The organism is Arthrobacter oryzae, assembly GCF_037911235.1.
Classification (GTDB): Bacteria; Actinomycetota; Actinomycetes; order Actinomycetales; family Micrococcaceae; genus Arthrobacter; species Arthrobacter oryzae_E.
In genome coordinates, this window is sequence record NZ_JBBLYW010000001.1 from 1 (window position 1) to 18,422 (window position 18,422).

General features: G+C 63.7%; 15 protein-coding genes and 1 pseudogene. 9 read left to right on the forward strand and 7 right to left on the reverse strand.

Going from position 1 to position 18,422, the window contains the following annotated elements; all coding sequences use genetic code 11:
- Positions 1-624 (forward strand): hypothetical protein (locus tag WMN78_RS00005; RefSeq protein WP_340531267.1); only part of this gene is annotated, 624 nt, incomplete at its 5' end.
- Positions 625-1,166: 542 nt separating this feature from the next.
- On the opposite strand, the pseudogene WMN78_RS00010 reads toward WMN78_RS00005, so the two are convergent.
- Positions 1,167-1,852, reverse strand: a pseudogene (locus WMN78_RS00010) (aldehyde dehydrogenase family protein).
- A 162-nt stretch (positions 1,853-2,014) separates the two neighbouring features.
- On the opposite strand from WMN78_RS00010, the gene WMN78_RS00015 reads away from it, so the two are divergent.
- Positions 2,015-2,989, forward strand: coding sequence for an amidohydrolase family protein (locus tag WMN78_RS00015; RefSeq protein WP_340531269.1), 975 nt, complete (start codon positions 2,015-2,017; stop codon positions 2,987-2,989).
- Positions 2,990-3,366: 377 nt separating this feature from the next.
- On the opposite strand, the gene WMN78_RS00020 is transcribed toward WMN78_RS00015, so the two are convergent.
- The 6 genes from WMN78_RS00020 to WMN78_RS00045 all read right to left on the reverse strand — a co-directional run bounded on the left by WMN78_RS00020 (position 3,367) and on the right by WMN78_RS00045 (position 9,853).
- Positions 3,367-4,074, reverse strand: coding sequence for a VOC family protein (locus WMN78_RS00020; RefSeq protein WP_340531271.1), 708 nt, complete (start codon positions 4,072-4,074; stop codon positions 3,367-3,369).
- A 636-nt stretch (positions 4,075-4,710) separates the two neighbouring features.
- The gene (locus WMN78_RS00025) at positions 4,711-4,914 is read right to left on the reverse strand and encodes a hypothetical protein (RefSeq protein WP_340531272.1); all 204 of its coding nucleotides are present in this window, start codon (positions 4,912-4,914) and stop codon (positions 4,711-4,713) included.
- A 144-nt stretch (positions 4,915-5,058) separates the two neighbouring features.
- Positions 5,059-6,072, reverse strand: a complete 1,014-nt coding sequence (iolG, locus tag WMN78_RS00030; RefSeq protein WP_340531274.1) for an inositol 2-dehydrogenase — start codon at positions 6,070-6,072, stop codon at positions 5,059-5,061.
- 44 nt (positions 6,073-6,116) lie between these two features.
- Complete coding sequence (locus tag WMN78_RS00035; RefSeq protein ID WP_340531275.1) at positions 6,117-7,001, reverse strand: sugar phosphate isomerase/epimerase; 885 nt, start codon at positions 6,999-7,001, stop codon at positions 6,117-6,119.
- Positions 6,998-8,080, reverse strand: coding sequence for a Gfo/Idh/MocA family oxidoreductase (locus WMN78_RS00040; protein WP_340531277.1), 1,083 nt, complete (start codon positions 8,078-8,080; stop codon positions 6,998-7,000). The genes WMN78_RS00035 and WMN78_RS00040 overlap by 4 nt, the downstream gene beginning before the upstream one ends.
- A gap of 147 nt (positions 8,081-8,227) precedes the next feature.
- A complete protein-coding gene (locus WMN78_RS00045; RefSeq protein WP_340531280.1) occupies positions 8,228-9,853 on the reverse strand; it encodes an IclR family transcriptional regulator in 1,626 nt (541 codons plus the stop codon).
- A gap of 304 nt (positions 9,854-10,157) precedes the next feature.
- Here WMN78_RS00045 and chvE point away from each other — a divergent pair, with 304 nt between their 5' ends.
- The 7 genes from chvE (at position 10,158) to WMN78_RS00080 (ending at position 18,309) form a co-directional block, all read left to right on the forward strand.
- A complete protein-coding gene (gene chvE / locus WMN78_RS00050; RefSeq protein ID WP_340531282.1) occupies positions 10,158-11,315 on the forward strand; it encodes a multiple monosaccharide ABC transporter substrate-binding protein in 1,158 nt (385 codons plus the stop codon).
- Between the two features lie 84 nt (positions 11,316-11,399).
- Positions 11,400-12,938 (forward strand): multiple monosaccharide ABC transporter ATP-binding protein, encoded by a 1,539-nt coding sequence (gene mmsA, locus WMN78_RS00055; RefSeq protein WP_340531284.1) that lies wholly within the window; start codon positions 11,400-11,402, stop codon positions 12,936-12,938.
- 101 nt (positions 12,939-13,039) lie between these two features.
- The gene (gene mmsB, locus WMN78_RS00060) at positions 13,040-14,176 is read left to right on the forward strand and encodes a multiple monosaccharide ABC transporter permease (protein WP_340531370.1); all 1,137 of its coding nucleotides are present in this window, start codon (positions 13,040-13,042) and stop codon (positions 14,174-14,176) included.
- Positions 14,177-14,255: 79 nt separating this feature from the next.
- Positions 14,256-15,335, forward strand: a complete 1,080-nt coding sequence (locus tag WMN78_RS00065) for a maleylacetate reductase (protein ID WP_340531287.1) — start codon at positions 14,256-14,258, stop codon at positions 15,333-15,335.
- A 133-nt stretch (positions 15,336-15,468) separates the two neighbouring features.
- Positions 15,469-16,410, forward strand: coding sequence for an aldo/keto reductase (locus WMN78_RS00070; RefSeq protein WP_340531371.1), 942 nt, complete (start codon positions 15,469-15,471; stop codon positions 16,408-16,410).
- 94 nt (positions 16,411-16,504) lie between these two features.
- Positions 16,505-17,416, forward strand: coding sequence for an intradiol ring-cleavage dioxygenase (locus tag WMN78_RS00075; RefSeq protein WP_340531372.1), 912 nt, complete (start codon positions 16,505-16,507; stop codon positions 17,414-17,416).
- Positions 17,417-17,598: 182 nt separating this feature from the next.
- Positions 17,599-18,309, forward strand: coding sequence for a substrate-binding domain-containing protein (locus WMN78_RS00080; protein ID WP_340531289.1), 711 nt, complete (start codon positions 17,599-17,601; stop codon positions 18,307-18,309).
- Positions 18,310-18,422 lie beyond the last annotated feature (113 nt).

Consider the following 18,422-nt stretch of genomic DNA (forward strand, 5'->3'; position numbering starts at 1 on the left):
AACCTCTACCAGGAGGGGGACTTCGTGCCGCAGTACACCTTTGAGTGGTGTGTGGCGGCGAGCATCCAGATGATGCACAACCTCATCGACGAAACGGGGACCGTCACGTGGGCTGATCGCGTTCACCAGGGGGAGCTGTGGGAGATGGCCCGGGCACGTTCGTTTAACTCGTTCAACGGTGCCAACCCTTTGGGTTGGGCGGAAGTGCTGACCGAGGTCGGGATGGGGCAGTACGCCGTCGTGAGCATCGCAGACTACGGGGAAGCGCTGCGGACCGCGGCGCGCGCCATCGCCGACACGGACCGGCCGGTCGGGCTAGTCATGTGGCGTGGTCGCCACGTTTGGGTGATGAGCGGCTTCGAATCACTCGGGGATCCCGCCCAGTTCCCGGAGTTCTCGGTCACCGGCATCCGCGTCCAGGATCCGCTCTACCCGTACGGCGACGGGCAGTGGGGCCCGTCCCCCGCGCCCAACGCCCTGCTCACACCCGAGCAGTTGGCGACGCAGTTCGTCGTCCGCGAGCCGCGACGCTGGAGCAGCAATCTGCCGACCGGCTACATGCTGGTGCTGCCCCTCGCCAAGGCTTCATCAGACCTTCGGACTAGTCGCGCGTTCGTGCATTAGCGCATCACTAGCTGCGCAGAAATTTCGTAGATCCCATAGCCGGGATTGCTGGCGAGCCGACAGCGGGACGAAGGCCCGGTACGAGGCGGAGCTCAGGTCCGGTCTTCTCTTCCGGGGCGCATTTGTGATCACTTACGTCGTGAAGACGGTTTGTGTAGCTGCCGTCAGGCGCCGCACGGCAAGTAGGGTTGCAGACGCTGGACTACAGCTCCTCCCTTGAGCTGCTTGGGTCTTTCGCGACTTCGCAGTCGAAGCCAGTATGGTTCCTCCGTGGCCCAGGCTTCGTAAAACTCAGCCTTCTCGAAGAGCCTGCGGTTCTGTGCCGGGGGCTGCAGCCAAAGGATTTTTCCGTTATCGGTGACCGCATCGACATGTCCGCTGCAGACGGGGGTCCCCTGCTGCCGGATCTCGACGCTGGCCCCGGTGAGGAGAGTCCAGTCTGTGACGCGTTTCAGTTCCATGGGCCCTGTCGTCCTTTTCTAGGTATAAATGACCGTGCACCCCCGAACCCGGGGTGCACGGTCAGCGGCCATAAAGCGACGTCAGCCGTGGTTGTACATCACGTGTTTCGTGCGGGAGAAGTCTTCGAGGGCGTAGGCGGAGAGGTCCCGGCCGTAGACGGTTTCGTTGGCCCGCGCCACGGCTTCCTCCTCGGTGCTGAACGTCTCCACCGACACCACCGGGCCGAAGATCTCGGTGCTGGTGATCGCGGCACCGGCAGGCACGTTGGTTACGACGGTGGGTTCGATGAAGTAGCCCGGACCCTCCACGGCTTGCCCCCGACGGCGATCGTCAGTCCGTCCTTGCGGACGTCTTCGAGCGCGGCGAGGACCCTGTCGTAGTGGGCTTTTGAGATCATGGAACCGATTTCGACATCGCCCGCGCCGGGCGTGCCGACAGTGATGCCGCTGACCTCCCGGACCAGCAGTTCAGTGAACTTCGCTGCCACTGATTCATGGACGAGGACACGGCATGCCGAACCGCACTCCTGCCCGCCGTTCCAAAACCCGCCCGAGCGGACGCCTTTCGCGGCGGCTTCCAGGTCGGCGTCGTCGAACACGACGACGGGTGCTTTGCCGCCCAGTTCCAGGTGCACGCGTTTGACGGTGGAGGCTGCGCTGGCGGCGACCTTCTGGCCGCTGCCCACGCTTCCGGGGAGGCGACGAGGTCCACACCGGGGTGCTCCGAGATCCGGTCTGCACTGGATGTTCGAGCTCAGCTGAATCACACTGGCTCCGCCCCCTCAGCGACCACTTGCACGTAATCCCTGTCACGCCCCGCGCCGGCAAAACCCGGTATGCGCCAGAGGCCGGATAAGCGAGTAGATTGTCCATATCCGCTGATCTTTGTCGCGCCGATCAGCGAAACGAACGCGTGGACAAGGATCCGCATGGGTCGGCCGTACCGCATCGACACTCACCAGCACATGGTTCCCCCGGGGTATGCGCGCTGGATACATGAAAAAGGCATCCGCCCCGGCGGTTTAGACCTGCCGTCGTGGTCCGAGCGCTCCGCGTTGAAGTTCATGGACAGGCACGACGTGCAGACCGGCATCCTGTCCCTGTCCACGCCTGGTGTGTATTTCGGGGACGCGGCGGAGGCGCGGCGGCGGGCGCGGGAGGTCAACGAGTACAGTGCAGAGGTGGTGGCCGCCCGGCCGGAGCGGTTCGGGTTCTTCGCGACGCTCACGCTGCCCGACGTACAAGGCGCTCTGGCGGAGGCCCGGTACGCCCTGGACACCTTGCTCGCGGACGGAATCGTGTTGTTGGCCAACAACGACGGCCGATATCTGGGTGATCCCGGCTTTGAGCCTCTGCTGGAGTTTCTGCACCACCGCCGGGCCGTGGTGTTCATCCACCCCGGTGAACTGCCCGCTCCGGCGGTGCCGGGCATACCCACCTTTGCCGCAGATTTCTTGCTAGACACCACCCGCACTGCTATCAGTCTGATCCTGTCCGGTGCGATGGAGAAGTTCTCGGGAATCAAGTTCATCCTGGCCCACGCCGGCGGCTTCGTGCCTTACATCGCCAATAGGATCCTGCTGACGATGCTCAACGATAAGGACCTGGCCCTCAGCGCGCTGGCGGCGCTGGGAGATAAGAAGCAGTCCATCTTGCGGCGGTTTTACTACGACGTTGCCCTGTCCGCGAGCCCGGCGACCCTGCCCAGTCTGCTCGAGGTAGCTGACCCGGGCCGCATTACATACGGCACTGACTTCCCATTCGCCCCCTCGGTGGCGATCGATTTCCTGAACATGCAGTATGAGAATTATCCGCTGGACCCCTTCGTGCGCACGGCGATAGACCGCGGCAATTCCGAGGCGCTGTTTCCCCGCCTGAAGCCTGATCAAAAATTAGGTCAGTAAGCGCCTTGGGGCCACATGGAAGGCACTTACCGGTACACCGTCCTGCACCGGGTTCGGTTATTGCCGCCAAGGTCCCGTGCTAAACATCCATCTCCGGATCGCCCCGGGCGTCACCGTCTGCAGCTACGGCGTTGCGCCACAGGCAGTGCCTATTCTGCACGACCCGTCCACCCCGAGCCGCGGAGCCGCAGTGCTGCGCGTGATGCGTCTTGCGCAACCTCGCCTGACGCCACCGATTCTGCAAGATAGACAGCGCGATGACGTGCAATCTTCACTGCATCTCGACAGCTGGCCAGCCCGGAGAGCCGTTCACCATATTCGATCCCGCGGGCCGAAGTGAACCGCGGCCGGGCGCCGCGGGTCAACCGAATTGGCGTTCAATCCTTCTTCGCAGCGGACACGTCGGTGCATACGATTCCCCTGTTGCCGTCCTGGTCGGCGATCACGGTGAGCGAGGGCGCGTTGCTGTCATCCACGACGGTCCCGCCCGCGGCGAGGGCGGCGGCGATCCGTTGCTCGGCCGCCTCGGGCGCCACATAGACCTCGATGTGGAACCGCTGACGCGAGGTCTCGTGCTCGTCGGCGTCCCCGAACCACAGGTTCGGCACCCGTCCCGTGGCGTCTCGGATTTCGTCGCTGGGGGACCCGCGGCCCTGGGCCTCGGCGCTCCCGGTCAGCAGGGCGGCCCACACTGGGGCGATGGTCGCGGAGCGCGCCGTGTCGAGGCCGAGCTCTATGTCGCTGACCGAGGCCGGGTCGGCGTCGACCTTGTGGTCGGCGGCGATCTCGGTGATTCGTCGCGCTAGGTCGACGTCCTGCTGGGTCACCCATTCAACGGCATGTTCGGTGCCCTCGCCGTCGCGGTAGATGGCGTCGTCTGTGATCAGCTTGAGATCGACGTACCCATTGCCGATCGACACGCGCGGGTGGTGTCCGAGCGGGTCGCCCGCCTCGCCCACCGCGGCGACGAACCGTGCGCCGGTGCCGAAGTCGTCGATCAGGTAGCGGGCATGCAGTCCCTGGGCCAGTTTGCGCCAGTCGGTCAGGTTGGCCGCGGCGATCTGTTCGCCCTTCAGCATGTCCATAGACGGGGATCCTACCAAGGTCAGTTCAAAGTTGGTACGGCTGTAACTGGTGTGACTCGCTTGTGATCCAAGAAGTCGGGCTCTCCGTAACCCCTGCCACCATTGGTCGCCGACGCACTCGGCTACTGCTGCCAAGTCGCCTTCCTCCACGCAGATGCCGCAGGAGAGGCCCGCAAGCCCCTGAACGTGGAAGACACGTGCCCGAGGTGGGACTCGAACAGCATTTCCTACCCCAGCCAACACTGGAGTCCCGCGGAAACATTCGGGATCCGGCCCGATCCGACCGGTGTACGGCCCAGTCCAAAGCCACGAGTGTGGACATTGTCCACACGCTCTTTTGCCCCATTCCAAGCAACTCCGAACGACCGCCGCGCTCCCCACAGAGGCAAACTGTTGGTGCAGGTTGTTGACGGCAGCGAGCCACATCACTGCATAGCCTGGTGAAATTAAGGGCCATCAGGGTCCGATAGGAGTAGCTAGGGTCAGCGAGAAAGGCAGATGAGGAGTTGCCCCCGCTTCGCTTGGAGTTATGCCGTCTCCAGGCCTTGGTCGGTCGTAATCAAGTCGCGTCTATAAAGAAGGCACCGCCCTGGCTCTTTCACCGACACCAACCGACATCCATCACCGGAGGCGTCACTAGTGGTCGCGCCACGATACTTCCGGGACGAGATCCGACATCAGAAGTATGCGTCGTTCCCCGAGTTCATTTTCGCGGATCCACACGACACCGATCTCCGGTGCTGCCTGCTCCACTTCCCCGCGAACCGTAGACCCGCCTTCTTTTGCGCTAGCAACAAAGTCGCCTTTTTGGACCTTGTAGGCCCATCCTTTGGCTGTCATGCGTCTCCTATATCTCAGATGCGATGCTGGGCCATCTTGAATGATGGGCGGTGATCTGATCGAACGTTCAATCCGTGGGACGGCGGCCTCCTGGGACGGAGGCTTCCCTTGCAGGGGCTCAAGGAAAGCCTCCGTCCGGCAGGACTAGAATTCCACGACGCTCACGGACTTTCCGGTGGCGGCAGACTCGGCCGCCGCGTTGGCCAGGAGCAGGGCGGACACTCCGTCCGCGAAGCTGGGTGAGCAGGGCGATCCCGTGCGGATGGAGTGGGCGAAGGCCTCCAGTTCCGCGTAATAGGCCTGGGGGTAGCGCTGGAGGAAGAACGGGAGGTAGGGGTCTGCTTCGTCTGTTCCTGCGGCACCGGACTTCCGCACGGTTGTCGGTGTTACGTTACCGGCGGAGAGCATGCCCTTAGCGCCGAAGGCTTCCAGCCGCTGGTCGTAGCCGAAGGCGCAATGGCGGGAGTTCGTGATGGTGATCAGCTCTCCACCGCTGCCGCGTAGTGTCACCACCGCGGAATCGAAGTCGTTGAGCTCAGCGATGTCTTCGCTGAAGACGTTCGATGCTACGGCCGTGACCTCGACGATGTTCGGGATGAAGGAACGTGCCATGTCCAGGTCGTGGATTGTCATGTCCCTGAAGATGCCGCCGGAGCCGGCGATGTAGTCGCGTGGGGCGGGTTCCGGGTCGCGGCTTGTGATGGTGAGCTGCTCGAGCTTGCCGATTTCGCCCGCCTCGACCCGGTTCCGTACGGCGGCGAAGGAAGGATCGAAGCGTCGGTTGAATCCGAGCATGATTGGAACGTTGGAGTCTTTGATCTGTTCGCGGCATGCCAGGACCGTGTCGATGTCCAGGTCGATGGGCTTTTCGCAGAGGACGGCGAGGCCCTTGGCGACCGAGCGTGAAATAAGGTCGACGTGTGTGCTGGTGGGCGAGCCGATGATGACACCGTCGAGTCCGGTTTCGGCGAAGACTTCCTCGGGGTCCTGCACCGCCCGCGCGCCGGTGTCCTCGGCCAGCCGGCGTGCCCCGTCAACGAAGGGATCGGCGATGAGGACGAGGTCGATGTCCGGGTGGGCTGCGATGTTGCGGGCGTGTACCTGCCCGATGCGGCCGGAGCCGAACAGGGCCAGACGCAGGCGTCGGTCTTTAGACATGGTGTGTAAACCTTTCAAGATGATTGGTGAGGCGAGCTGGGTTGTCAGCGCTGGTGCTGTGCGCCGGGAAAGCAGCCGATCGCGGTTTCGTAGGCCCGCTTGAGGCCTTCGGTGAGGGGGAGGCTGCGGTGTTCTGCCGAGATGATCTCAACGCCCCACGGACCTTGGTACCCGGCGTCGAGGGTCCGCTGGATGAACGTGCGGGTGTCGAAGTCACCCTCGCCGCAGTAGGCTCGGTTGTTGATTGTGTCCTCGAAGAGGGTGCCGACGACGTCCTTGTAGCCGTCGTCGATCTCAACAGCGGCAACCCTTTCCATGGGTACGACGTCCCACAGGTCGTTGTGCGACAGGCCGCCCCTGTAGGTGTGCCAAATGTCGATCATGAGTCCAGCAGCGGGGCTGTCGGACTGGGTGGCTACTTTGACCGCTTCCTGTGTGGTGCGCAGGTGGGAGAAGGGCGTCGCCTCCAGTGCCAGGCGGATGCCGGATTCGGCGGCCTCATCTGCGAGATCGGAGAAGGCGCTGGCAATGGTCGAGAGCGGAAGCGGGTCATCCGCCATGCCGGCGCCGACCTTGATGTGCCGGGCGCCCAGGGCGCTGGCGGCCTCGAAAAGCTCTGCACGGTGGATGTCGGATTCGGCGCGTTCAGCTCCGGTGGCCCACCAGCCGTTGAGGAACTCGACCTCCACGATGTCGATGCCTGCCTCCCGGATCAACCGCGAGAGTTCGGCGTACCCGATGGTGTCGCGGGCCTGGACTAGGTCTGCATGAACGAGTCCGACGCCGGACCATCCGGTCTGCGCGATCGAAGCGATGCGCTCGGCGATCGGTAGGGGGCTGCGTTCGTCGGGGCGCCCGGGCGCGGCATCGCCGGCGCTGATCCAGCAGGATGCAATCAGCTGCGGTGTCATCGTGTTCTCCTTGGTCATGCTGATTCCACCTCGATGGAGGCTCCCAGCTCTTTTTCCGAGCGGTAGCAGGCGTCGACAATCTGGGCGACGGCCAGTGCATCCGCGACAGGTGCGACAACCGGAGAACCGGTGCGGATACTGTCGACCCACCCGCGCATTTCGGGGTGGAAGTTGCTGATGTTCTCCAGCTCGGGCAGCTCGGAGAACTTATTCGACTCGGTGCGGGCAAACGGGGGCGTGAAGTAGCTTTCGGTCCATTCAGTCCAGCCGGCCTTCCATCCTGCTCGGTCCTGGTCGACATAGACGCGAAGTTTCTGGGGGAGGATGCCGATCTCGATCATGCCGGCGGTGCCGTACACGGAAATACGTGAGCTCTCGAACCACTCAAGACGATCGTGACCGTCGAAACTGAACGTCACGGACATCTCCGGGTAGTTCAGCAGGACAGCTGCGGAGTCCTCGCGGCTGGTTTCGTCGGAGAGGCGGGCTGACTTGTGCACGCGGGCGTTGACGGAGTCCGGGGCGCCGAACATGTGCACCAGGGAGTCGAGCATGTGGCATCCGATGATCCACAGCGCCCCGCCCATGTCCGCCGGCTGGTTGAGGTGTGCGGTGAGATGTTCGCCCACGAGCGCGGCTCCTCGGGCAGAAACACTGACCACATCCCCGATCAAGCCGGCCTCGATCAGCTCCTTTGCCTGGCCGATGGACCGGGCCAGCCGCACGTTGTAGCCCACCTGCACGACCAGACCGGGCCCGGCCTGCGCTTCGGCCTGGGCCAGCTGCAGAAGGTCCTCGACGGTACCGCCGCCGGGCTTTTCCACGACGACTGATTTCCCGGCTGCCAGTGCCCGGAGTGCATGCGGGACCATGTCTTTGCTTTTCGAGTGAACCATGACCGCATCGATGCGGTCATCCTGGAGCACTTCGTCGACGGTCCTGGCCTCCACGCCGTACTTCTCGGTGAAGTATGTCAGGCGCGGGTCGTCGTCGGCAGCGGCGACGACTTCGACTCCTTCAATCTCTCGCAGGGCACGAACCCTGGCTGAGGCGTGCGGGTGAGTTATTCCCAGAAGTCCTACGACAATCGGTTTCACGGCATTGTCTCCTGTCGATTGAGCCCTAAGGCCCGGTCGGGATTTTGTGTGGTTGTGCTTGTTGGCCAGCGCTGTCCCTGCTCCGGTTCAAGAGATTTACAGAGTACCTAGTTGGTGTCATCTAATGGACAAGCTGTCCAGATCATGTCACGCCGGGGATGCGTGGTCAACTATGGCGCGAAACACATCGGCGTGATTCGCAGCCGGGAGGGGCGGTGCCCCCAGGTAGTCTGACAGCGCCCGCGCTCCGCGGAGAACGAGCTCAGCTATGGGGTCTCCGTCGGGGCGCGCGAGGAGCCCCTCGCGCATTCCACTGACCGACAGCGAAGCGGCCACTTCACCGCGGTGGTTGAAGATCGGCGCGCCGACGGCGGCTATGCCCGAGGTCACCTGGTTGTCGCTGCGCACGAAGCCCTGCACCTTAATCCCTTCGAGCTCCGCGTAGAACTCAGACCGGGATCGGCCCCGGAGCCAGGGTTCACCGGTGTTGGCTGCGATCGCGGCATATTCCTCCCAGGATTCCCGCCCCTCGAACGCAAGAAGTGATCGAGGGGCAGCACCAACATGCAACGGAAGTGACTCCCCTAACTGCAGGACGCGGCTGTTAACACGAACCCCATCGATACGCTCGATGCAGACAGCCCGCGTGCCACGTCGGATGCACAAGAAGGTTGTCTCTCCTGTTGCTTCATGGATTTCCCGAAGAATCGGGGCGGCAGCCCGCCGGATATCTGCCCGACGGGAGAACTCACCCGAGAGCGCAACAAGCTTGCTGCCAACACGGTAGGCTCCACGGTGACCGATCTGCTCCACCCAGCCAGCTTCCGCCAAAGTAGCAAGCATGCGGTAGACCGAACTTACGGGCTCCTCGAGGAGTTCGGTCAGCCGGGCCGAGGTAGCGATCCGCTCTTCCGCCAGCGCCGCCATCAGGGCACTGGCCTTGGCGATGACGGCGGGGGCCCGCGGGGCTTCCCGCTCGGACCCCTGAGGCTCTTCCGATCCGGCGGTATCCCGGGTGTCATTTGCGCCATCTTCGGCCGTAAACGCAGTGATGGCCTGCGCGGCTGCATCCAGCGTTTGCTTGGCGATCGCCTCCTGGCCCAGAACACTTCCCCGAAGTCCGGCAACGGCTATGGCACCCAGCAGGCTGCCGTTGCGGTGGAAGACCGGGACACCAACCGACGCAACACCTTCTGTTACTTCGCTGTCGTCGACGCTCCACCCGCGCACGGCCGCCTGCTCGATCTTTTTTCTCAGCGCATCGGCGGTGAGGGGCGTCTGTGATGCGATGCGCCCATAGGGGCCACCCTGCAACACGGCTGCCTGAAATTCCGCGGAAGCCGAGGCAAGAAGGGCCTGGGACGCTGCCCCTGCATGAAGCGGAATGGTGCGCCCCGGGGCCAGGTCAAGCAAGTTGACGTCGGAACCCTCAACTTGGTCGAGGCACACCGCTCCGTTCTCGCGCAGGACACAGAAGTACGCGCTCATGCCCAACTGCCCGCGGACCCAGCGCAGCTGGGAATGTAACTCGGCCCGATCGACGAGGGCGTCGGCCGCCGCATCGCCAAGCTTAAGGATGGCCGTACCGAGTTCAAGCCTGCCGTCACCGGCCGAACGGACCAGCTTGGCCTGTTCCAACGCAGCGACGATGCGGTAGACGGTCGGCCGCGGCTCCGAGATGACCTTCGCCAATTCCGCCGGCGTAGATTGCCCGATGCGGGCAAGTTCGTCGACCACCTGGCCGGCCTTCTTCAACAACTGAATGGTGCTCATTGACCGTCTCTTCCATTGCCCCCGAAGGGCGCTAGCGCTTGTACTCCCCGGCCACGCGGCCGCCCCGGCCCGTGGTCGAAATCCCTGTTCCACACGGCGGCACCACTTTGTATCACCCTGATCGCGGCTGACGCGGCCCGAATGTAATGCAGGACGCCACTAGCTTTTCTAGGTAGTACTGTGCGAACATGTTGTCCATTGTACGGCACTAAGTGCTCGCAATCACAGATAAAACTTAGGCGCGGCAAACCACGACGCGCGGAACTGGCCCCAGGGGCCACTCGGGCTCCAAAGGAGGAGAACGGTGCAAAAGAAAATTTTCCTGATCGCTGCAACTACGGCGGCTTCACTGGTACTGGCGGGGTGCGCCGGCGGCGGCGCGGGCGGCGGCAACGGGTCCAACGGATCTCCCGCAGCGCCCAAGGACACCCGGATCGGTGTTTCCCTGCCGAGCCAGGACGAGGAGCGGTGGATCACCGATGGTTCTGCCATCAAGGAGGGCCTGGAAAAAATCGGGTACCAGGTGGATTTGCAGTACGCCAACAACGACATCCCCACCCAGCAGCAGCAGGTTGACCAGATGATCACCCAAGGCGCTGACCTTCTGCTCCTCGCTCCTCTGGACGGGACCGCGCTGACCCCCCAGCTCCAGGCAGCTGCCGGCGCCAACATCCCGATCGTCTCCTATGACAGGTTCGTCAGGAACAGCGCTGACGTGGACGTCTACGTCACCTTCGACAACTTCAAGGTCGGCGCGCAGCAGGCAACCTCGCTCCTCATTGGTCTGGGCGTGCTCAACAAGGATGGTTCGGAGGGCAGCGCGAAGGGCCCGTTCAATATCGAACTGTTCGGCGGCTCGCTGGACGATAACAACGCGACGTTCGTCTTCAACGGCGGCATGTCCGTCCTGCAGAAGTACATCGATAGCGGCACGCTCGTCATCACGTCAGGGCAGAACAAGCTCGCCCAGGTCGCCACGGAAAACTGGTCCCAGCAGAAGGCCCAGGAACGTATGGATAACCTGCTGACCGCCAGCTACACCGGAGGGCCCGCGCTCCACGGAGTCCTCACGCCCAACGACAGCGTGGCCCGTGGCGTCATCACCTCGTTGCGCAACGCCGGCTATGGCCCGACCCTTGGCTCCGGGCAGAAGCCCATGCCGGTAACCACCGGTCAGGACGCCGAGGTCGCTTCCGTGAAGCTGATCAATGACGACGTCCAGTTCTCCACGGTCTTCAAGGACACCCGCACCCTTGCCGCGCAGGCGGTAAGCGCGGCTGAGGATCTCTTGGCGGGCAAGGACCCGGAGGTAAATGACACCAAGTCCTACGACAACGGATCCAAGATCGTCCCCTCGTTCCTCGTGCCCATTCAGCCGATCTACAAGGACAACATCAAGACCACCCTGATCGACAGCGGCTACTACACCGCTGCGGAGGTCGAGGCCGGGCGCCTTCAGTAGCACCCCGGGAGGGGTGCCGGGCCTTCGCCGGTGCCCCTCCCCCAAAACCTTTCCCTTCAAGACCCCTGAATAGGACGGCGTGCCATGGTCGAACACATCCTGGAAATGCAATCCATTACCAAGTCCTTCCCCGGCGTCAAGGCGCTGTCCGGCGTCTCCCTCGCCGTGGAGCGCGCCGAGGTCCATGCGATCTGCGGCGAGAACGGCGCCGGCAAGTCCACTCTGATGAAGGTGCTCTCCGGCGTCTACCCGGCCGGGAGCTACGGCGGCGAAATCCTCTTCAAGGGGCAAACCTGTTCCTTCTCGGGTATCCGGGATTCCGAACACGCCGGCATCGTGATCATCCACCAGGAACTGGCTCTCGTGCCCCACCTGTCCATCGCCGAAAACATCTTCCTGGGCAACGAGCGCCGCGGCAAGTCCGGACTCATCGATTGGCACAGGACGAACGCCGAGGCCGGCGTGCTGTTGGACTCGGTGGGCCTCCGCGAGGAACCCACTACGCCGGTCGGGCAACTTGGTGTCGGCAAACAGCAGCTTGTCGAGATCGCCAAAGCCCTGTCCAAAGAGGTGCAGCTGCTCATCCTCGACGAACCCACCGCAGCTCTGAATGACAACGACTCCGCCCACCTGCTGGGCCTTGTCCGCGACCTGCGCACCCGCGGCATCACCTCGATCATCATCTCCCACAAGCTCAACGAGATCGAAGCGATCGCGGACCACACCACCGTCATCCGCGACGGAAAGACCGTGGAAACACTCGACATGGCCGACCCCGACGTCAACGTCGACCGGATCATCCGGGGAATGGTTGGCCGCGACCTCGAAGCGTTTTACCCCTCCCGAGACTCGAAGCCCGGAGAAGTTGTGCTCCGGGTAGAGGACTGGACAGTGAAACACCCCACCCAGGACCGCCTGGTAGTAGACCAGGCGACCTTCGAAGTCAGGGCCGGAGAGGTCATCGGGATCGCCGGGCTCATGGGGGCAGGGCGCACCGAACTGATGATGAGCATCTTCGGCCGGTCCTATGGCCGCTACATCTCGGGGCGGGTGTTCATGCACGGCAAGGAAACCAGGACCCGCACCGTGGCGGAAGCCATCGAAGCACGGATTGCCTACGCAACCGAAGACCGCAAGGCCTTTGGCCTCAACCTCATCGACGACATCGCACGCAACATCTCCGGCGCCGCACTGGGCAAGCTGTCGAGCTGGGGCTTCGTCAATCATCACGAGGAGGCCGCCGCGGCCGAGTTCGCGATGAAATCGATGAACATCAAGGCACCGAACGTGAAATCCATCGTCGGGAAACTCTCGGGCGGCAACCAGCAGAAGGTCGTGCTGTCCAAGTGGCTGCTCACCGACCCCGAGGTACTCATACTCGACGAACCGACCCGCGGCATCGATGTCGGCGCCAAGTTCGAGATCTACACGCTGATCAACAGTTTCGTGGACGCCGGGAAAGCAGTGGTGGTCATCTCCTCCGACCTGCTCGAACTCCTCGGCACCTGCGACCGCATCTATGCCCTTTCGACAGGCCGGATCACCGGGGAACTGCCGGCGGCCGATGCCTCCGAGGAACGCCTCATGACACTCATGACCAAAGACAAGGAACTCATCGCATGACCATGACAGCCCCCAAGGGATCCCAAAAGGGGAAAGCCTCGCCTCCCGCATCAGTTGTCACCGCAGGCACCAGCGAGATCCGCGAACTGTTCACCCGCAACATGCGTACCAGCGGCATCTACGTCGCACTCATAGCGCTCGTCGCGCTCTTCGGTGTCCTGACCGGCGGAGCCTCGCTCGGACCGGGAAACATCACCAACATCGTCCTCCAGTACTCGTACATCCTGATCCTGGCGATCGGCATGGTCATCGTGATCATCGCCGGCCACATCGACCTCTCGGTCGGTTCCGTGGTCGCCCTCACCGGAGCTGTCTCGGCGGTGGTCGTCATACAATACGGCCAGCCATGGTGGGTGGGCGTCATCGCCGCCCTCGTAACAGGCCTGCTCATCGGGGCCTGGCACGGCTACTGGGTGGCCTACGTCGGGATCCCGGCCTTCATCGTCACCCTCGCAGGCATGCTCCTGTTCCGCGGCCTGACCCTGGTGGTCCTGGACAACGTCTCGCTCTCCCCGTTCCCAGCCGCGTACGGCCAGATCGCCTCGGGCTTCCTCAACGGGCTCCTGGGCGGCGCCGGCTACGACGTCTTCACCCTGGTCATCTTCGCCATCGCGGTGGCCGGTTACGCATTCAGTCAGTACCGCACCCGCAAGGCGCTCATCAGCTACAACCAGCTGGTCCCCTCCTTCCCGCTGTTCATCGCGAAGATCGTCGTCGTCGCCATCGCGGTCATGACCTTCGCCTGGCAGCTGGCCACGGCCCGCGGCATGCCGATCGTCCTGATCATGCTGGCCATCCTGATCCTGGCCTACAGCGTCGTAATGCAGCGAAGCGTCTTCGGTCGCCAGGTGTACGCCATCGGCGGCAACGTGGTCGCGGCCGCCCTCTCAGGCGTCAAGGTCCGCACCGTCAACTTCTGGATTTTCGTGAACATGGGACTCCTCTCGGCCCTGGCCGGCATCGTGTTCTCCTCGCGCTCCAACGGCGCCCAGCCCGGTGCGGGCAACATGTTCGAACTTGATGCGATCGCCGCAGCCTTCATCGGCGGCGCCGCCGTCACTGGCGGCGTCGGCAAAGTGGCCGGGGCCATGGCGGGCGGCCTCATCATGGCCGTCATGAGCAACGGCATGCAGCTGATGGGCATCGACCAGTCCGTGCAGTCCGTGATCAAGGGCCTGGTGCTGCTGCTGGCCGTCGCATTCGACATCTACAACAAGCGCCGCGCCGGCTCACGCTGACCGCCCGCCCCACCCTTTCAGGGACACCCCGCCTGCGCACAATGTTCACCGAAATGAATTTACAAAGGAGCTCACCCCTATGACTCGCCAGTTTGTTTACGAAGCCCTTCCCATGCGGGTACGGTTCGGCGCCAACTCACTCTCGACCCTCCCCGAGGAACTCGACCAGATCGGGCTCAAGCGGGTCCTGGTCCTCTGCTCCCCCGAACAGGAGGAGACCGGCCAGCGGGTGGCCGAGGCACTGGGTGACCGCTGCGTGGGTGTGCTGCCCGAAGCCGTCATGCATGTCCCCAACGAGGTCGCCCAACGCGCCAGCGACGAGGCGGCAAGGGTCGGCGCCGACGGCTGCGTCGCCGTCGGCGGTGGATCAGCCATCGGACTCGGCAAGGCAATCGCGCTCAAGCACGGCCTTCCGATCGTCGCCGTGCCCACCACCTACGCCGGCTCCGAAATGACCCCCGTGTGGGGCCTCACCACCGACGGGCGTAAGGAAACCGGCCGCGACCCCCGGGTACTGCCCCGCAGTGTTGTCTACGACCCCGAGCTGACCGCAACACTGCCAGCCTCCATGTCGGTGACCAGCGGCATCAATGCCATCGCACACGCCGTCGAGGCCCTTTATGCCCCGGACGCCACGCCGATCATCTCGCTGATGGCCGAGGAAGGCGTCAAAGCCCTCGCGGCCGCTCTCCCCGCGATAGTCGCCGATCCCTCCGACCCAGAGGCCAGAAGCAACGCCCTCTACGGATCCTGGCTGTGTGGCGCGTGCTTGGGCGCCACCACGATGTCCCTGCACCACAAGCTGTGCCACGCGCTGGGCGGAACCCTCAACCTTCCGCACGCCCAAACCCACACGGTTGTGCTCCCCCACGCCCTCAGCTTCAACCAGCCGGCAGCACCTGAGGCCACCGCCGCCCTTTCACGGGCTCTGGGTGGCGCGGCCGACCCGGCCGAACGGCTGTGGGAGATCGCCGGCGAACTTAACGCGCCACGGTCCCTCGCCGAACTTGGCATGCGGGAACAGGACATCCCCCGAATCGCCGAAGAGGTAACCAGCCGCTCCTACGGCAACCCGCGCCCAATCACGTACGACGACGTCGTGGGAATCCTGAACGCCGCCTGGGCCGGAAAGCCGCCAAGCTCCAATCCCTCCGCCTGAGGCACGGAAGTTGGCCTCCGGAGACGCCTGAACGGTGACCCGCCGGAGGCCCGCTGGCCAGCCCAACCCCCTGAACCTCGAACATCCGGAATTTCGTTCCGCAGAACTACCTAGGAGATCGACCTTGCCCACCATGCGGACCATCGCCCCAGGAATCGAAGTATCTCCTCTGGCGCTTGGCACCAACGTCTTTGGCTGGACCGCCGACACCGCGACCTCGCACTCGATCATTGACGCCTACGTCGAAGGTGGCGGGAATTTCCTGGACACCGCCGATTCCTATTCCTTTTGGGGAGAGGGAAATTCCGGCGGCGAGTCCGAAGCCATCATCGGCAAGTGGCTGGCCGGCCGTTCGGACCGGGATGACCTCGTGTTGGCCACAAAGGTCAGTCACCACCCCGATCTCCAAGGGATGGCTCCCCAGACAATCCGTGCCGCCGTCGATGGCTCCCTCACCCGCCTCGGTGTCGACACCATCGACATCTACTATGCGCACTTCGATGACCCGGGGACACCCCTGGCCGACAGCATCGCTGCGATGTCCTCGCTCGTGGATGAAGGAAAGGTGCGGTCCATCGGGATCTCCAACTACTCAGCAGAGCGGATCGAGGAATGGCTGAGGATCTCCGAGCGGGAGGGATTCCATACGCCTGTCGCGCTGGAGCCCCAATACAGCCTTATGGAGCGGGCCATCGAAGCAGACATCCTGCCGCTGGCGAGCAAGCACCGCCTGGCGGTCATGCCCTACTACTCCCTGGCACACGGCTTCCTGACGGGAAAATATGCCGGCACGGCACCGATCGAGGGTCCTCGAGCCGCCGACGCCTCGAAGTACCTCACGTCTCAAGGACTCAGGGTGCTGGACGTTCTGCGTCTCGTGGCATCGAACCATAATGTCCAGCCCGCCTCCATCGCCCTCGCCTGGTTGGCTGCACAACCCGGGGTCGTCGCCCCCATCGCCAGTGCGCGGACCACGGAGCAGGTCCCCCCGCTGCTGGCGGCCATGGACATCAGACTCACAGACCCCGAACTTCAGGACCTCGACGACGCATCCCGGCCCCTGGTCCGCGCCTAGAGAACCGACCCATCGACACCCCTCCTGACAGGCACCACCGCCGACGCCCACCACCTACAGCTAGGAACCCATCGTGACCAACCAGACCCGAGTCATGGAAACCGGCTCTCATTCAGGCCCGCATCCCGTCTCCGAGGCCCAGCAAAGGGTCGAGGAGAATTTGGTCCAGAATGTGTTGGACTCCTTCGAGAGCTGCCAGGACCCGAGACTCAAGCAACTCATGCAGTCATTGACCCGGCATATCCACTCCTTTATCCGTGAAGTGCGCCTGACAGAAGCCGAATGGAACGCCGCAATCAGCTTCCTGACGGCGGCCGGCCACATCACTGACGACAAACGGCAGGAATTCATCCTGCTCTCCGACGTGTTCGGAGCATCGATGCAGACGATCGCCGTCAACAACGAAACCATCGACGACGCGACCGAGGCCACAGTTTTTGGGCCCTTCTTCGTCGAGGACGCACCGGAAATCGACAACGGCGGGGACATCGCCGGCGCCGCTCCCGGCCAGCCATGCTGGGTCGAAGGCAGTGTCAAGGACACCGCCGGCAACCCCGTCCCAAATGCGAGAATCGAAGTATGGGAAGCCGACGAGGACGGCTTCTATGACGTGCAGTACTCTGACCAGCGAGTGTCCGGCCGCGCCCATCTCTTCAGCGACGCGGACGGTACCTACCGGTTCTGGGGGCTGACCCCCACCCCATACCCGATCCCTCATGACGGACCGGTGGGGGAAATGCTGGAGGCCGTCGGACGGTCACCCATGCGGGCCTCGCACCTTCACTTCATGGTCACCGCACCGGGCCTGCGGACATTGGTAACGCATATCTTCGTCCGCGGCGACGAACTGTTGAAGCATGACAGCGTTTTTGGGGTCAAGGAATCCCTCATCAGGAACTTCGAAGAACAGGCACCCGGTACGGCTGCGCCCGACGGACGCGACCTCGGGGGCCTGTCCTGGGCCAGAACCCGCTTCGACATCGTCCTCGCCCCGACCGAGAGCTAGACCGCTGCTCCTGCCACCGGTAAATCCGTGGGTGCGCTGCACCCACGGTCCGGGCAGCGCACAGCTGCCAGTGGTTCACGAGCTGACCGTATTCACCAAGGGAATGACAGCACCTCCTGCCTCCCCATCCCACATACCCGTCGGGCATTACCTCATGCCCGACCCTGGATAAGGACAGCCACATGAGCTCCGATGACAATGGCAGCCCGAGGGTTTCACTCTTCTGCGCCGCCGCACTGAAGTCGGCCGTAAAAAGCCTCGGTCTCGAATCCCTCAGCACCGAAATCGGTGCCACCGTGGACATCATCTATGCCTCAACCAACGTGCTGGTGCAACGGATCGACGACGGCGCACTACCGGACGTGATGATCGGCATGTCGGGCTCGCTCCAAGCTCTGGCAACCTTGGGCATTCTGGTGCCCGGCACAATCGTCCCGTTAGCGAAATCCGGAATAGGCATCGCGGCATCCCCCGACAGGACACAGCCGGACATCTCCACTGTCAGGACGCTGGCGCGAACCCTAACCGCCGCCGGCTCCGTAGCCTATTCACGCAACAGCCCCAGCGGGCTGTACTTCCAGACCCTGATCACGAAGCTCGGCATTGCCGGCGAGGTGAATTCGCGAGCCACGCTTATCGACCACGGACCCACCGCGGCAGCCGTCATCGACGGACGCGCAGACCTCGCCGTCCAGCAGATAAGCGAACTCCTGCACATGCCCGGCGCACGGGTCATCGGCCCACTGCCCGACCCCGTCCAGCACTACACCAGCTTCTCACTGGCCCTCGCAGCGCCGGCGGCCGGGAAACCGGCAGCTGAAGCACTCACCCGCATCCTCACCGGGCCGCGTGCCAGGACCGCCTATGCCGATGCAGGCCTGGAAGTTTCATAGCTTCCGGCACTAAACCCTTCGGCGCTCCGATGTGGCATTAAGGGATCGCGGCGAGATGGGCGCAGCGCGGTCTCCCTCGACTGCAAGTCGCATATACTGGACAGGTTGTTCAT

Coding starts and splice junctions, on each gene's coding strand:
- WMN78_RS00035 (WP_340531275.1), bottom strand. CDS start 7,001: ATGACCAAGGAGAACACGATGACACCGCAGCTGATTGCATCCTGCTGG.
- WMN78_RS00045 (WP_340531280.1), bottom strand. CDS start 9,853: ATGAGCACCATTCAGTTGTTGAAGAAGGCCGGCCAGGTGGTCGACGAA.
- WMN78_RS00075 (WP_340531372.1), top strand. CDS start 16,505: ATGGAAACCGGCTCTCATTCAGGCCCGCATCCCGTCTCCGAGGCCCAG.
- WMN78_RS00025 (WP_340531272.1), bottom strand. CDS start 4,914: ATGACAGCCAAAGGATGGGCCTACAAGGTCCAAAAAGGCGACTTTGTT.
- WMN78_RS00070 (WP_340531371.1), top strand. CDS start 15,469: ATGCGGACCATCGCCCCAGGAATCGAAGTATCTCCTCTGGCGCTTGGC.
- mmsA (WP_340531284.1), top strand. CDS start 11,400: ATGGTCGAACACATCCTGGAAATGCAATCCATTACCAAGTCCTTCCCC.
- mmsB (WP_340531370.1), top strand. CDS start 13,040: ATGCGTACCAGCGGCATCTACGTCGCACTCATAGCGCTCGTCGCGCTC.
- WMN78_RS00020 (WP_340531271.1), bottom strand. CDS start 4,074: ATGGACATGCTGAAGGGCGAACAGATCGCCGCGGCCAACCTGACCGAC.
- WMN78_RS00065 (WP_340531287.1), top strand. CDS start 14,256: ATGACTCGCCAGTTTGTTTACGAAGCCCTTCCCATGCGGGTACGGTTC.
- WMN78_RS00015 (WP_340531269.1), top strand. CDS start 2,015: ATGGGTCGGCCGTACCGCATCGACACTCACCAGCACATGGTTCCCCCG.
- WMN78_RS00080 (WP_340531289.1), top strand. CDS start 17,599: ATGAGCTCCGATGACAATGGCAGCCCGAGGGTTTCACTCTTCTGCGCC.
- iolG (WP_340531274.1), bottom strand. CDS start 6,072: ATGTCTAAAGACCGACGCCTGCGTCTGGCCCTGTTCGGCTCCGGCCGC.